The 13,870-nt window shown below is 73.1% G+C and carries 11 protein-coding genes and 1 tRNA gene; 2 read left to right on the forward strand and 10 right to left on the reverse strand.

Translation table 11 applies throughout. The annotated features are described in order from the left end of the window. Positions 1-28 precede the first annotated feature (28 nt). Positions 29-523 carry an inorganic diphosphatase gene (locus DQ240_RS15240; protein ID WP_113840473.1) on the forward strand — a complete coding sequence of 165 codons (495 nt, stop codon included), beginning with the start codon at positions 29-31 and terminating at the stop codon, positions 521-523. A gap of 144 nt (positions 524-667) precedes the next feature. On the opposite strand, the gene DQ240_RS15245 is transcribed toward DQ240_RS15240, so the two are convergent. The 6 genes from DQ240_RS15245 to tmk form a co-directional block, all read right to left on the reverse strand. Next, positions 668-1,120 carry a hypothetical protein gene (locus DQ240_RS15245; RefSeq protein WP_147262003.1) on the reverse strand — a complete coding sequence of 151 codons (453 nt, stop codon included), beginning with the start codon at positions 1,118-1,120 and terminating at the stop codon, positions 668-670. Positions 1,121-1,262: 142 nt separating this feature from the next. Next, positions 1,263-2,534, reverse strand: a complete 1,272-nt coding sequence (locus DQ240_RS15250; protein WP_113840475.1) for an amidohydrolase family protein — start codon at positions 2,532-2,534, stop codon at positions 1,263-1,265. 73 nt (positions 2,535-2,607) lie between these two features. Then, the gene (locus DQ240_RS15255) at positions 2,608-3,477 is read right to left on the reverse strand and encodes an LLM class F420-dependent oxidoreductase (protein ID WP_113840476.1); all 870 of its coding nucleotides are present in this window, start codon (positions 3,475-3,477) and stop codon (positions 2,608-2,610) included. Between the two features lie 234 nt (positions 3,478-3,711). Next, a tRNA-Thr gene (locus tag DQ240_RS15260) sits at positions 3,712-3,784 on the reverse strand. 49 nt (positions 3,785-3,833) lie between these two features. Next, the gene (locus tag DQ240_RS15265) at positions 3,834-5,009 is read right to left on the reverse strand and encodes a DNA polymerase III subunit delta' (RefSeq protein ID WP_113840477.1); all 1,176 of its coding nucleotides are present in this window, start codon (positions 5,007-5,009) and stop codon (positions 3,834-3,836) included. Further along, on the reverse strand, positions 5,006-5,722 hold the full coding sequence (gene tmk, locus DQ240_RS15270) for a dTMP kinase (RefSeq protein ID WP_113840478.1): 717 nt from the start codon (positions 5,720-5,722) through the stop codon (positions 5,006-5,008). Before tmk ends, DQ240_RS15265 begins: the two co-directional genes overlap by 4 nt. Positions 5,723-5,769: 47 nt before the next feature. On the opposite strand from tmk, the gene DQ240_RS15275 reads away from it, so the two are divergent. Then, the gene (locus tag DQ240_RS15275; protein ID WP_113840479.1) at positions 5,770-6,549 is read left to right on the forward strand and encodes a methyltransferase domain-containing protein; all 780 of its coding nucleotides are present in this window, start codon (positions 5,770-5,772) and stop codon (positions 6,547-6,549) included. 20 nt (positions 6,550-6,569) lie between these two features. Here DQ240_RS15275 and topA read toward each other — a convergent pair whose 3' ends face one another. The 4 genes from topA to DQ240_RS15295 all read right to left on the reverse strand — a co-directional run bounded on the left by topA (position 6,570) and on the right by DQ240_RS15295 (position 13,870). After that, positions 6,570-9,416, reverse strand: a complete 2,847-nt coding sequence (gene topA, locus DQ240_RS15280; protein WP_113840480.1) for a type I DNA topoisomerase — start codon at positions 9,414-9,416, stop codon at positions 6,570-6,572. Positions 9,417-9,602: 186 nt separating this feature from the next. Next, entirely contained in the window at positions 9,603-11,129 is a 1,527-nt protein-coding gene (locus DQ240_RS15285) for an alpha/beta hydrolase (protein ID WP_113840481.1), read from the reverse strand. Beyond that, positions 11,126-11,440: a hypothetical protein gene (locus DQ240_RS15290; protein WP_113840482.1), complete on the reverse strand. Its 315-nt coding sequence runs from the start codon at positions 11,438-11,440 to the stop codon at positions 11,126-11,128. The genes DQ240_RS15285 and DQ240_RS15290 overlap by 4 nt, the downstream gene beginning before the upstream one ends. A gap of 168 nt (positions 11,441-11,608) precedes the next feature. Continuing rightward, a complete protein-coding gene (locus tag DQ240_RS15295; protein ID WP_113840483.1) occupies positions 11,609-13,870 on the reverse strand; it encodes a sodium-translocating pyrophosphatase in 2,262 nt (753 codons plus the stop codon).

A 13,870-nucleotide genomic window follows, 5' to 3' on the forward strand; every position in this document is an offset into this window, starting at 1 on the left:
CGGGGCGTCGTGCGCCACACTACGACTCGTGCAGTTCGACGTGACGGTAGAGATTCCCAAGGGCCAGCGGAACAAGTACGAGCTGGACCACGCCACCGGCCGCATCCGCTTGGACCGGATGCTGTTCACCTCCACCCGCTATCCGGCGGACTACGGGTACATCGAGAGCACCCTCGGTCAGGACGGCGACCCGCTCGACGCCCTGGTGCTCCTGGAGGAGCCGACCTTCCCGGGGTGCCTGATCACCTGCCGGGCGATCGGCATGTTCCGGATGACCGACGAGGCCGGCGGGGACGACAAGGTCCTCACCGTCCCCGCCACCGACCCGCGGATGTCGCACCTCAAGGACATCACCGACGTGTCGGAGTTCGACCGGCTGGAGATCCAGCACTTCTTCGAGACCTACAAGGACCTCGAGCCGGGCAAGTCGGTCGAGGGCGCGGAGTGGGTCGGGCGCGCCGAGGCCGAGGCCGAGATCGAGGCCTCCATCCGGCGTGCCGCCGAGGCCGAGCCCCACCACTGAGTAAGGACCACCCTTCCCCCCACGCGCAGGCGGAGGGCCCCTGAAGGGTGGCCGAACTGACCGGACCGAGCGCACGACGGACACCGACGGCGGTGCACCCACCCGGGTGCACCGCCGTCGCAGTCCGCGGGCCGTAGCCCGGCGTCAGCAGTTGGCCTGACCCCACTCGTCGATCGCGGTGCCCGCCTCGGTCAGCTCGGGCTGCAGGTCCTGCACCTGCTCGGCCAGCTCGGGGTCGGGCGTCGGGTCGGTGGGGTCGACGGTGGCGAGCAGATCGCGCATGTCGCTGATGGCGGTGATGAACCGCTCCCACTCGTCGGCGACGTCGCTCGGGGGCTCCAGCTCCTGCATGCGGCCCACGACGTCGTCCAGGGTCTCCACCGCCGACGCCGGGTCGGTGGCCGTCGCCCCGAGGTCGGTGAGGATGTCCTGCAGCAGCACCGGGGCGTCGCTGCAGAAGGCCTCCTGGAGCTCGGCGTCGGGCAGCGCCCGCGGCTCGCCGCTGAACGAGGCGCTGCCCTCGACCTCCGAGGTGCAGCCGGTCAGCAGGGCGGCGGCGGCCGTTCCCAGGGTCAGCATGATGGCGCGTCGTCTCACGCCGGAACCGTAACGGCCAGATGCCACGGCGGTCGCGCGACGGGCGGCGTCCCCGCAACGACGACGCCGCGCCGGCGCGCAGCCCTGGGGACTGCGCGCCGACGCGGCGCAGGACGTCAGCGGCTCGGGGCCGCCGGCTCGCTCAGGCGTTCTGGGCGGCCTTCTGACGCAGGTCGTACAGCTTCCGCCACTCGTGCTTGGAGCGGATGGTGGTGTCCACCTCGGGGCTCCGCGCACGGAGGGCGCCGACCGTGGCGTCCTCCTTGGCGATGTGCTTGAACGGGTCGAGGCCGAAGAACCGCGTGGTGTTCTCCCACAGGATCTTGTGGACCTCGTCGTCCGGGACGCCGGAACCCTTCATCTCCGCGTTGACGAACTCGGGGGCGTTGGGCCAGATCGAGTCCGAGTGGGGGTAGTCGCACTCCCAGGCGATGATGTCGACGCCGATGTCGTGGCGGACCTTCAGAGCCGTCGGGTCGGTGACGTAGCAGGCCAGCGAGTGCTCGCGGAAGATCTCGCTGGGGAGCTTGCCGCCGAAGTCGTGGCCCAGCCAGCGCTGATTGGTGTAGTGCCGGTCGCAGCGGTCCAGGTAGAACGGGATCCAGCCGATGCCGGCCTCGGACCAGGCGATCTTCAGGTCCGGGTACTTCGTCATCGCGCCGCCCCACAGCAGGTCCTGCGCGGCGAACGTCGACACCTGGGTGGCCAGGATGATCATGTTGTCGATCGGGGCGTCGGGCGCACCCTTGATGGCGCCGAAGCCCTGGCCGATGTGCAGGCACATGACGACCTCGAGCTCCGAGATCGTCTCGAAGAACGGGCCCCAGTACTCCAGGTCGTGGTAGCTGGGCAGGCCCTGCAGGTGCGGCAGCTCCGGCATGGTCACGGCCTTGACGCCCTTGGCGGCGACCCGCTTGACCTCGTCCACGAGGTCCTGCGGGTTCCACACCGGGAGGATGGCGCAGGGGATCATCCGGCCCGGGTAGGCGGTGCACCACTCGTCGATGTGCCAGTCGTTGTAGGCCTTGAGCATGATCAGGGCGAGGTCCTTGTCCTTCGCCTCCTGGAAGTACCGGGCACTGAAGCCGGCGAAGGAGGGGAAGCACATCGAGGACAGGATCCCGTTGCGGTCCATGTCCTTGATCCGCTCGTGGATGTCATAGGCACCCGGGCGCATCTCGGCGAAGGTCGCCGGGTTCAGGCCCCACTCCTCGTTCGGCCAGCCGACCACGGCGTTGAGGCCGACGGTCCCCATCGAGTTGCCCTGGAACCACCACTTCTCGTAGCCGTTCTCGTCCGGGATCGACTTGGGGGCCTCGTCCTTGTACTTCTCCGGGACGTGGTTCTTGAACATGTCGGGCGGCTCGACGACGTGGTCGTCGATGCTGATCATGATCATGTCTTCGACGTTCATGCCCGTACCTCTCTCATCTGCGACATCTCTGGGAAACCGGGTGCTGGTGGGCGTGCGGTGGGGACCTCTGCGGTCACCAGGAGCTGACCTCCGGGACGACCTTGGAGCCGAGGACCTCCAGCTGGGCCTCGGAGCCGAGGTCGGGGACCCACCCGTAGACGGTGGTGAAGCCCAGGCCGTGCAGTCGCTCGAGGTCCTTCAGGACCGCGTCCACCCCGCCCGACCCCTCGACGTCGAACGTGACGAGCGCCGTCTTCTCGATCTCGTCGGGGTCGCGGCCGACCTCCTCGCACCGCTCCCGCAGCCGCACGATCTTCTGGCCGGCCTCCTCGCCACCCCAGACGTTCATCGCGTCGGCGTACCTGGCGACGAGCTTCAGCGTCCGCAGTTCCCCGCCGCCGCCGATGAGGATCCGCGGGCGGGGCTGCGACACCGGACGGGGCTCGTTGAGCGTCTGCCCCAGCTGGTAGTGCTCGCTGACGATCGGGTCGTCGCTGTCGCTCCACATCTGCAGGCAGATGCGGATGGTCTCCTCCATGCGCTGGTAGCGACCGTCGTGGTGGTCGTACGGCAGGCCGAGGCCGGTGGCCTCCTGCTCGTTCCAGCCCTGGCCGATCGACAGCCAGGTGCGCCCACCGGACAGCACGTCCAGCGTGGTGATCATCTTGGCGAGCAGCCCCGGGGCGCGGTAGGTCGCGGCGGTGACCAGGGGCTGCAGCTCGATGGTGGACGTGTGGCCGGCCAGGAAGGCGAGCGTCGTGTACGCCTCCAGCATCGGCTCGTTCTCCTCGCCGATGAGGCTGATCTGCCAGAGGTGGTCGGTGACGCTGAGCCGCGCGAACCCGGTGTCCTCCGCCGACCGCGCGATGCGGGCGAGGGCCGGCCCCATGTCCTTCGGCTCACCGAGGTGCGAGTAGTCGTTCAGGTGGAGACCGAGTCTCATGCAGCGCTCCTCGGCACCCGGCGGAACTCGCGGATGCTTCGACGTGTTGACATCGGTCACATCATCGCTGGTCGATGTGCGGTTGGCAATCGTAGGGCTTGCGATACCTGAGTGTGACCCAGCTCAGCCGCGCACGGCAAGGGCCTGTGCTGCGGGGGGGGGGGGGGGAGGCACGCCGTCCGGCGGCAGATACGACACGACCGGTGTCCGCGGACACCGGTCGTGGAGGAGGAGAGCCGCCTGTCGGAATCGAACCGACGACCTTCTCATTACGAGTGAGATGCTCTACCGACTGAGCTAAGGCGGCGACGTGCCCGACCAGCCTACGACACCGGGGACCGGCGATCGTGCACCGGTCAGGAGCGGTCGGCCGGGAGTCGCAGGGCCACGGTGAGCGCCTCGACGGCGATCTGCGGCTTCACGTTCTGCTCCAGCGCCGTCCGGCAGGCCAGGACGGCGTCGATCCGCCGCAGCGCGCCCTCGGCGCCGATCCGCGCGGCCAGCTCGGCCGCGTCGGCCCGCCGGTCCGGGTGGGCCAGCGGCGGCGCCTCTCCCCCGGCCTCCCGCTCCGCGGCGAGCACCAGCGCGTCCCGGTACAGCGCGGCGAGATCGACCAGGGCGCGGTCGAGCGAGTCGCGGCCGAGCCGGGTGGCCCGGGACTTCTGCCGCTTCTCCAGCTCCTTGAGCTGCCCGGCGCCGCGGCTGGCCGCGGCGACGCCCGGCCCGCGGGCCCCCACCCCGAGGCTGGCCTTGACCGCCTCGGTCTCCGCCCCGTCGAGGGCTGCACTGGCCTGGTCGGACTCCTCCTTGGCGGCGGCGACCAGATCGTCGGCGGCGTTGAGGCAGGCGGCCAGCGACACGAGCGAGAGCGGGACGTCCAGCACCGCCTTGCGGGAGAGCCGGGCGTTCTCGTCGCGGGCCAGGTGCCGGGCGCGTCCGACGTGCCCACCGGAGGCCGCGGCCGCCCAGGACGCCATGGCCGCGTCGATGCCGTCACGCTCCACGAGGACGTCGGCGATCGCGTCGACCGGTGGCGTGCGGAGCGCGACGACGCGGCACCGCGAGCGGATGGTCACCATGATGTCGTCGGGGTGCAGGCTCGGCGTGCAGAGCATCACCACCGTCCGCGGCGGCGGCTCCTCCAGCATCTTCAGGACGGCGTTGGCGGCGTGCTCGGTCATCCGGTCGGCGTCCTCGACGACGATGACCTGCCAGCGGCCCTGCGACGGGGCCCGGCCGGCGAGGCGCACCAGCTCGCGGGCCTCCTTGGCACCGATCGACAGCCCGTCGGGGACGATCACCGCGACGTCGGCGTGCGTGCCGGCGAGCACCGTGCGGCAGGCGTGGCAGGTGCCGTCACCGCCGTCCGGGCACTGGAGGGCCGCGGCGAACGCCCGGGCGGCCACCGACCGGCCGGAGCCCGGCGGTCCGGTGAACAGCCAGGCGTGGGTCATGGCCGCCGGGTCCTCGATCGCGCCGCGCAGCACCGCGATGACGTCGTCCTGACCGACCAGGCCGTTCCAGACGGTCACCGGGACGCCGCCGGGTCCAGCAGCGCGGCCACGCGGTCGCGGACGTCGGCGGCGAGCTCCTCGGCACGGCGGGTGGCGTCGAGCACGAGGTAGCGGCCCGGCTCCGCGGCGGCCAGCTCGAGGAAGGTCTGCCGGACCCGCTCGTGGAAGTCCAGCGACTCGGCCTCCATGCGGTCGGCGGCGGCCCGGCCGCGGGCGCGGGCCAGCCCGGTCTCCGGCGGGAGGTCGAGCAGCACGGTCAGGTCGGGGACGAGACCCTCGGTGGCCCAGCGGGAGAGCCCGGCCACCTCCTCGCGCGCGATCTCCCGGCCGGCGCCCTGGTAGGCCAGCGAGCTGTCGACGAAGCGGTCGGTGATCACCACCTCGCCGGCGGCCAGGGCCGGGAGCAGGACGGCGGCGGTGTGCTGCGCCCGGTCGGCGGCGTAGAGCAGCGCCTCGGCGCGGGGCCCCAGCGCGAGATCGGCGCGGTCCAGCAGGAGCTGCCGGATGACGCCTCCGGCGGGGGTGTCGCCGGGCTCGAAGGTGGCCCGGACCGCGTGCCCGGCCGCGGTCAGCCACTCCGTGAGCAGCCGCACCTGCGTGGACTTGCCCGCGCCCTCGCCGCCCTCGAAGGCGAGGAACGCACCCGGTCGGTCGGCGGTGCGGATGGCGGGCTCCCGGGGGTGCGGCGGATCTCGGGCGCGGGCCGGGCGGGCCGGTCGCGCGGGCGCCACGGTACCGGCCGGCGGTGACGGTCCCGGTCCGCTCGTAGGGTCGGCACGTGACCGACGCGGACGCGTGGGACCCCGTCCAGTACCTGCGGTTCGGCGACGAGCGGGCCCGGCCGTTCGTCGACCTGCTGGCCCGGGTGGGGTCGGTCGATCCCGGGGTGGTCGTCGACCTCGGGTGCGGTGAGGGAGCGCTCACGGCCGGGCTGGCGCAGCGCTGGCCGCGGGCGCGGGTGACCGGGATCGACTCCTCCGCGGAGATGCTCGCGGCCGCGGCGGTGCACGCGGTGCCGGGACGGGTCGACTTCGTGGCCGGCGACGTGCGGGAGTGGCGTCCGGCGGGACCGGTCGACGTCCTCGTCACCAACGCCGTCCTGCACTGGGTGCCCGGCCACGAGGAGCTGCTCGGCCGCTGGGCGCAGCAGCTGGCCCCGGGTGGCTGGCTGGCGCTGCAGGTGCCGGGCAACCACGCGGCCCCCACGCACCGGCTGCTCGCCGAGCTGTGCACGGACGAGCGGCTCGCCGGGGCCGCTCCCCCACCCCGGCCGGTGCTCGACCCCGCCGGGTACCTGGCGGTGCTCGAGGCGGCGGGGTTGCGGGCCGAGGCGTGGGAGACCACGTACCTGCACGTGCTGTCCGGCCCGGACCCGGCGCTCGGCTGGGTGCGCAGCACCGTCCTGCGTCCGGTGCTCGCCCGGCTGGACGACGGCGAGGCCGCGGAGCTGACCGCCGCGTACGCCGCGGCCCTCCGGCTGGCCTACCCACCACGGGCGGACGGGACGACGGTGCTGCCGTTCCGCCGCGTCTTCGCCGTCGGCCGGCGCGACGGGTAGCCGCGCCGGCTCCGACGGGGTCAGGCCAGCGGCACCGCGTCCGACGGTGCGGCGGCCTTCTTCTTGGCGGGGGCCTTCTTCGCCGCGGTCTTCTTCGCCGTCGTCTTCTTGGCCGTCGACTTCTTGGTGGCCTTCTTCTTGGCCGGACCGGCGGCGCGGCGGTCGGCGAGGAGCTCGGCGGCGCGCTCCAGTGTGATCGTCTCGACGTCGTCGCCCTTGCGGAGGCTGGCGTTGGTCTCGCCGTCGGTCACGTAGGGACCGAAACGGCCCTCGCGCACGGTGATCGTGCCCTCGGTGACCGGGTCGTTGCCCAGCTCCTTGAGCGGCGCCTTCGCCGCCGCGCGCCCCCGCTGCTTGGGCTGGGCGAAGATCGCCAGCGCCTCCTCGAGCGTGGTGGTGAACAGCTTCTCCTCGCCCTCGATCGAGCGGGAGTCGCTGCCCTTCTTGAGGTAGGGCCCGTAGCGGCCGTTGAGGGCCTGGATCTCCTCGCCGTCGGGCGCGACGCCGACGGTCCGCGGCAGGCTGAGCAGCTTGAGCGCGTCCTCGAGGGTGACCGTCTCCGGGGACATCGAGGCGAACAGGCTCCCGGTCCGCGGGGACTCCTTGCTGCCCTCGGGGACGACGGTGGTGACGTAGGGCCCGTACCGGCCGGCCTTCACCACGACGGGGTGGCCGGACTCCGGGTCGGTGCCCAGCTCGCGGTCGCCGGACGGGGCCTCGAGCAGCTCGCGGACCTTCTCGTCGGTGAGCTCGTCGGGGGCGAGGTCCTCGGGGATGCTGACCCGGCCGCCGTCCTCACCGGCCTGCAGGTAGGGACCGTAACGGCCCACCCGGACCACGACCGGCTCGCCGCCGGGTCCGGTGGCGCGCAGCGGGATCGAGTTGACGCCGCGGGCGTCGATCTCCTCCAGCCGCTGACCGATGACCTGCTTGAGCCCGCCGGCCTGCGCGATGGCGCCGGCGTGGCCGCCCTCGCCGCCGAAGTAGAACTCGGTCAGCCAGGTGACGCGCTGCAGGTTGCCGCCGGCGATCTCGTCGAGCTCCTCTTCCAGCGAGGCGGTGAAGTCGTAGTCGACGAGCTGGGCGAAGTGCTGCTCGAGCAGGTTCACCACCGCGAACGCCACGAACGAGGGCACCAGCGCGGCGCCCTTCTTCCAGACGTACCCGCGGTCCTGGATGGTCTGCATGATCGACGCGTAGGTCGACGGGCGGCCGATCCCGAGCTCCTCCAGCCGGGCGACCAGGCTCGGCTCGGTGTACCGGGACGGCGGGCTCGTCGTGTGCCCCTTGGCGTCGAGCTGCTGGGTGTCCAGCTGCTGACCGCGCTCGACGCGGGGCAGCCGGCGCTCGGCGTCGTCGCTGCCCTGGTCGTCGTCGCCGGTCGAGCTGCCCTCGTCGCGGGACTCGACGTAGGCGCGCAGGAACCCGGGGAAGGTGATGGTGCGGCCGCTGGCGGTGAACTCGACGGCCTCGTCGGTGGCGCTGCGGCCGGCCAGCCGGATGCTCACCGTCTGGCCCACGGCGTCGGCCATCTGCGAGGCGACCGTGCGCTGCCAGATCAGCTCGTAGAGCCGGAACTCGTCGCGGGCGAGCTGGCCGGAGAGCTGGCCGGGGGTGCGGAAGCTGTCGCCGGCGGGGCGGATGGCCTCGTGCGCCTCCTGCGCGCCCTTGGCCTTCTTCGCGTACCGCCGGGCCTCGGCCGGGACGTAGGCGTCGCCGTACAGCTCGCGGGCCTGGGTGCGCGCGGCGTTGATCGCCTCGTTCGACAGGTTCGTCGAGTCGGTGCGCATGTAGGTGATGTGGCCGTTCTCGTACAGCCGCTGCGCCACCCGCATGACCTGCGCCGACGACCAGCCGAGCTTGCGGCCGGCCTCCATCTGCAGGGTCGAGGTGGTGAACGGCGCGTACGGGCGGCGCCGGTAGGGCTTCTCGTCGACCCGGCTGACGGTGACCTGGCGGCCCTCGAGGCGGGCCGCGAGCCCCCGTGCGCCGGCCTCGTCGAGGTGCACGACCTCACCGGTGACCCGGCCGGTCGCGGGGTCGAAGTCGCGGCCGGTGGCGACCCGGCTGTCGTCGACGCTGACCAGCTTGGCGCGCAGCGTCGTCGGCTCGCCCGCGTCGGCGCCGGTGGTCCTCCCGGGGACGGCGAAGGTGCCCTCCAGGGACCAGTAGTCCGCGGCGTGGAAGGCCATCCGCTCGCGCTCCCGCTCGACCACGATGCGGGTGGCGACCGACTGCACGCGGCCGGCGGAGAGCTTCGGCAGCACCTTCTTCCACAGCACGGGGCTGACCTCGTAGCCGTAGAGGCGGTCGAGGATGCGGCGGGTCTCCTGCGCGTCGACCAGGGCGGTGTCGAGCTCGCGCGGGTTGGCGACGGCGCGGGCGATGGCCTCCGGGGTGATCTCGTGGAAGACCATCCGGCGCACCGGGACCCGGGGCTTGAGGGTGTCGACCAGGTGCCAGGCGATGGCCTCGCCCTCGCGGTCCTCATCGGTGGCGAGATAGACCTCGCTGGCCTGCTTCACCAGCTGCTTGAGCCGGCTGACCTGCTGCTTGCGGTCAGGGCTGACCACGTAGAGCGGCTCGAAGGAGTTGTCGACGTCCACCCCGAGCCGCGCCCACGCGGCTCCCTTGTGCTCGGCCGGGACGTCGGCCGCGTTGCGCGGCAGGTCGCGGATGTGCCCGACGCTGGCCTCGACGACGTAGCCCGCGCCCAGGTACCCGGCGATCTTGTTCGCCTTGGTCGGCGACTCCACGATGACCAGCGGGCGACCACCGGCCGCGGCGGTACGCCTGCGGGCAGGGGTGCTCGTCCCGCCGGCGGTGTCGCCGGCGGTCTCGGTCGTCTCGGTCTTCGTGGGGGCCACGGTGCTCCTGTCGGTGGTGCTCTGGCTGCGGGCTCCGGCGGTCGGGACACCGGAGGACGCGTGCTGCGCGTCCGCCCTCGGCGAGGCCACGGTAGGCCACGACCCCGTTACGACACCGGGTGGCGACCGTGCGTGGGCGTGCCGACACCCGGTCCAATGGACGGCGCGCGCTCCGTGTTCCCGGGCTCACCCGTCGTGGGTGCCGGCCACCACCTCCCCGATGGCGGCCAGCGTCGGACGGTCGGCGTCGTAGTAGTCGCCGTGCGTCATGTCCCCCTCGGTGGGCAGGCGGACGGCGTCGAGTCCGGTGTCCGGGTCCCACGTCTGGCCGCCGTGGATCTCCGCCCAGGTGACGACGTCCAGGCCCCCCGACGCCTCGTAGATCTCGTCGACCTCGAACCCCTCGCGGTCGTTGTCGACGCCGGGGCTGCCCATCAGCACCACGGCGTCCGCGGCCAGGTCACCAGGCCGGTACGCCGCCTCGTCGGTCACCACGGTCCCGTAGCTGTGCGCCACCACCGTCACGCGCGCCGGGTCCGGCGACCGGGTGGCGGCGAGGCCGTCGAGGGCGCGGTCGAGCGCCGCTCCGCCGGTCTGCGCCGCCTGCTGCTCCACGCCGAGCGGGGCGTTCACCGGCGGCCGGTAGCCGAGGTAGGCGACGGTCGCGACCGCCAGTCCGGGTGCCGCGGCGACCGCGGCGTCCCGGACGGCAGCCGCGTCGTCGGCGACGTCGTCCAGCTCCCCGATGGGGTCGTTGCCCACGCCGGGGACGAGGACGCCGATGGCCTCGGCGGTGTCGAGATCGCCCACGGACAGCGCGACGAGCTCCTGCTCGGGCGCGAACTGGAGGAGCTGCACCACCTCCCCGGCCTCCTCCCGCGCCCGGATCTCGTTCTGCGTCGCATGGGCCACGGCCCGGGTCGTGTCGTCGAGGAGCGCGTCGTCGAGCAGCAGCCGGTTCGCCCGGTCCCGCGCCCAGGCCGGGACGCCGTCGAGCACCCCGACGAGGCCGGGCTCGGCGTCGATCCAGTGGTGGCGCTGCTCCTCGGACAGCGCTGCCCACCACGCCGCCACCTCCGGCGGTGACACCGGCGGTCGGGGCGTGGCCGCGGGGACCCCGATCCCCGCCGCGAGGTCGCCGGGGGTCGCCGGGACCGCCCCGCCGACGACGCCCACGGCACCCAGCAGCGCGAGGGCCTCGCCGGCCTGGTCGGTGGCGACGCGGGCCCAGCTCCGGGCGGCGGCGGCGTCCTCCGCCGCCCGGGCAGCGGCCGCCGCCTGCTCGCCGATCTGGGCATACTGCCGGGCGAGAGCCACCGCGGGGTCGGGCCCGACCTCGAGGGCGACCGGTGGCAACGGTCCGGGCACGCCCTGCTCGTCCAGGGCGACCGGCACGGCCGCCGCGGCGGCTCGGGCCAGGAGGGCCTGTTCGGCGGCGCGGGTGGCGGAGAGCACCACCAGGTCGGCGAGCGGCCTCGTCCGGCCCAGGGCGGCGGTGACCTCGGTGACGACGGTGGAGAGGCGGACGAGGGTCTCGGCGGCCACCCGACCGGCGTCGCCCGACCAGCAGTCGGTGGCCCGCAGCGTCCGGCCCACCAGCTCCATCCGCGCCCGCCAGGACACCAGCCGCTCGCCGACCGAGTCCAGGGTCGTGACCGCGTTGCCCAGCAGCCGGGTGTCCCAGGCCGCGATCGCCGACAGCCCGCTGCTCACGAGCCCCGGACCCCGGCCGTCGCGTACAGGTTGCGGTCGGACAGGGCCGCCTCCAGCTCGCGGTAGGAGAGCACCGCCGCGCGCAGGCCCTGACCCACCGCTGCGGCGTCCTGACCGAGCAGGTCCACCAGCCCGGCCCAGGCGTGCCCCAGCTGCCCGGTCCGTGCAGCGAGCTCGCCGTCGACGGCGGCGCCGAGGGTGTACGCCGCCGACCGGCAGAGCTCGGCCTCGCCGGCGAGTTCGGTGCCGAGGGAGCGGAGCTCGTCGGCCAACTGCTCGAGGGCGTCGAACTGGACGGAGATGGTGGACATGATGGACCTCCCGGCGGTGCGGAGCCGGTCTGGTCGACCGGCGCCGCGGCACGTTAGGCAGCCGTCCCGACACCGGGCCGGTCGTCGTCCACACCCGGCCGGACCGTCCACAGAGCCCGCGCTCCGACCCTGCGGCGCCCCCGGTCGCCGCAGGATCGGGGCGTGCGGTCAGGGAGCGGTGGTGGTCAGCTCGCCGGAGGTCTCGGTGCTCGCGCCACCGACGACCACCGAGCGCCGCTTGGAGACGACGACGGCCGCCACGATCACCGCGGCCGCGGCGAGGGCGATGAGCACCCGGATCCCGGTGTTCTCGTCCTCGCCGAACGACAGGCTGACGACCGCCGGCGAGATGATCAGCGCCACCAGGTTCATGACCTTGATCAGCGGGTTGATCGCCGGGCCCGCGGTGTCCTTGAACGGGTCGCCGACGGTGTCGCCGATGACGGTGGCCGCGTGGGCCTCGCTCCCCTTCCCGCCGTGGGCGCCGTCCTCCACCATCTTCTTGGCGTTGTCCCAGGCACCGCCCGAGTTGGCCAGGAACACCGCCATCAGGGTGCCGGCGGCGATGGCACCGACCAGGTACGCCGCCAGTGGTCCGACCCCGAGGCCGAAGCCGACCGCCACCGGCGCCAGGACCGCCATGAGCCCCGGGGTGGCCAGCTCCCGGAGCGAGTCCTTGGTGCAGATGTCCACGACGCGGCTGTAGTCGGGGCGCTCGCTGAAGTCCATGATCCCGGGGCGGGTGCGGAACTGCTCCCGCACCTCGAACACGACCCGGCCGGCCGCGCGCGACACCGCGCTCACCAGCAGCCCGCTGAAGAGGAACACGACGGACGCCCCGAGCAGGGCGCCCACGATGTTGTTCGGGTTCACCAGGCTGAAGGCGTCCCCGAGGCTGGAGCCGGCATCCCGCAGGGCGACCTGCACCTGGGCGTTGTAGGACCCGAAGAGCGCGGTGGCGGCGAGCACCGCCGTGGCGATCGCGATGCCCTTGGTGATGGCCTTCGTGGTGTTCCCGACCGCGTCGAGGTCGGTGAGCACCCGGGCGCCGTCGTCGTCGATGTCGCCGGACATCTCGGCGATGCCCTGCGCGTTGTCGCTCACCGGGCCGAAGGTGTCCATCGAGACGATGACGCCGGCGGTGGTGAGCAGGCCGCAGCCGGCGAGCGCCACGGCGTAGAGGGCCGCGCCGCCGCCGATGAGGAAGGCCAGGTACACGCCGCCGCCGATGAGGAGCGCGGCGTAGACGGCGCTCTCCAGGCCGAGCGAGATGCCGGAGAGGATCACCGTGGCCGGGCCGGTGAGGGAACTGCGGCCGACGTCCTTGACCGGCTTGCGCGAGGTCTCGGTGAAGTAGCCGGTGAGCTGCTGGATCGCCCCGGCCAGGACGATGCCGACGAGGACGGAGAGGAACCCGAGCACCTGCGGGCTGACCACGGTGTCCTCGAGGTCGGCGACGCTGGGCAGCACGGTGAACGACGCGACCGCCACCAGCACCAGCGAGGCGACCGCCGAGGTGAAGAAGCCCCGGTTGATCGGCGTCATGCCGCTGGAGTCACGGTCGCTCGGGTTGCTGGCGAGGATGCCGACCACCGAGGCGATGACACCGATGGCGGCCACCACCAGCGGGAAGACCATGCCGTCGGCGCCGAGGAAGACCTGGCCCAGGATCAGGGCGGCCACCAGGGTGACGGCGTAGGACTCGAAGAGGTCGGCGGCCATCCCGGCGCAGTCGCCGACGTTGTCCCCCACGTTGTCGGCGATCGTCGCCGCGTTGCGCGGGTCGTCCTCGGGGATCCCGGCCTCGACCTTGCCGACCAGGTCGGCGCCGACGTCGGCGGCCTTGGTGAAGATGCCGCCACCGACACGCATGAACATCGCCAGCAGCGCGCCGCCGAAGCCGAAGCCCTCGAGGACCACCGGCGCCGTCTCGTCGAAGAAGAGCAGTGCCAGCGAGGCGCCGAACAGGCCCAGCCCGATGGTGATCATCCCGACGACGCCGCCGGTGCGGTAGGCGATGCGGAAGGAGGGGACGTAGCCCCCGCCGCGGGCTGCCGCGGCGACCCGGACGTTGCCGCGGGTCGCCAGCGTCATGCCGATGAACCCGACCGCCGCGGAGAAGAGGGCGCCGACGAGGAAGAAGACGGCCCGTCCGAGCTTCGTCCCCCAGCCGCCCTCGGAGACCGGCAGCAGGAGCAGCAGCAGGAACACGACGACGGCGAACGCCCCGAGGGTGCGGAACTGTCTGCGCAGGTAGGCCGCCGCACCTTCCTGCACCGCCCGCGCGATGTCGCGCATGGTCGTCGTCCCCTGGTCGGCGGCCATGACCGCCCGGACCAGGTACGCGGCGAAGGCGAGGGCGGCGAGGGAGATGGCGAGGACGACGACGACCAGCGCCACGTCCCCGCCCGACAGAGCGGTCTCCGGCAT

It is taken from the genome of Blastococcus sp. TF02A-26 (assembly GCF_003319125.1).
Taxonomy (GTDB): Bacteria; Actinomycetota; Actinomycetes; order Mycobacteriales; family Geodermatophilaceae; genus Trujillonella.

Coding starts and splice junctions, on each gene's coding strand:
- DQ240_RS15250 (WP_113840475.1), bottom strand. CDS start 2,534: ATGAACGTCGAAGACATGATCATGATCAGCATCGACGACCACGTCGTC.
- DQ240_RS15255 (WP_113840476.1), bottom strand. CDS start 3,477: ATGAGACTCGGTCTCCACCTGAACGACTACTCGCACCTCGGTGAGCCG.
- DQ240_RS15290 (WP_113840482.1), bottom strand. CDS start 11,440: ATGTCCACCATCTCCGTCCAGTTCGACGCCCTCGAGCAGTTGGCCGAC.
- DQ240_RS15295 (WP_113840483.1), bottom strand. CDS start 13,870: ATGCCGGAGACCGCTCTGTCGGGCGGGGACGTGGCGCTGGTCGTCGTC.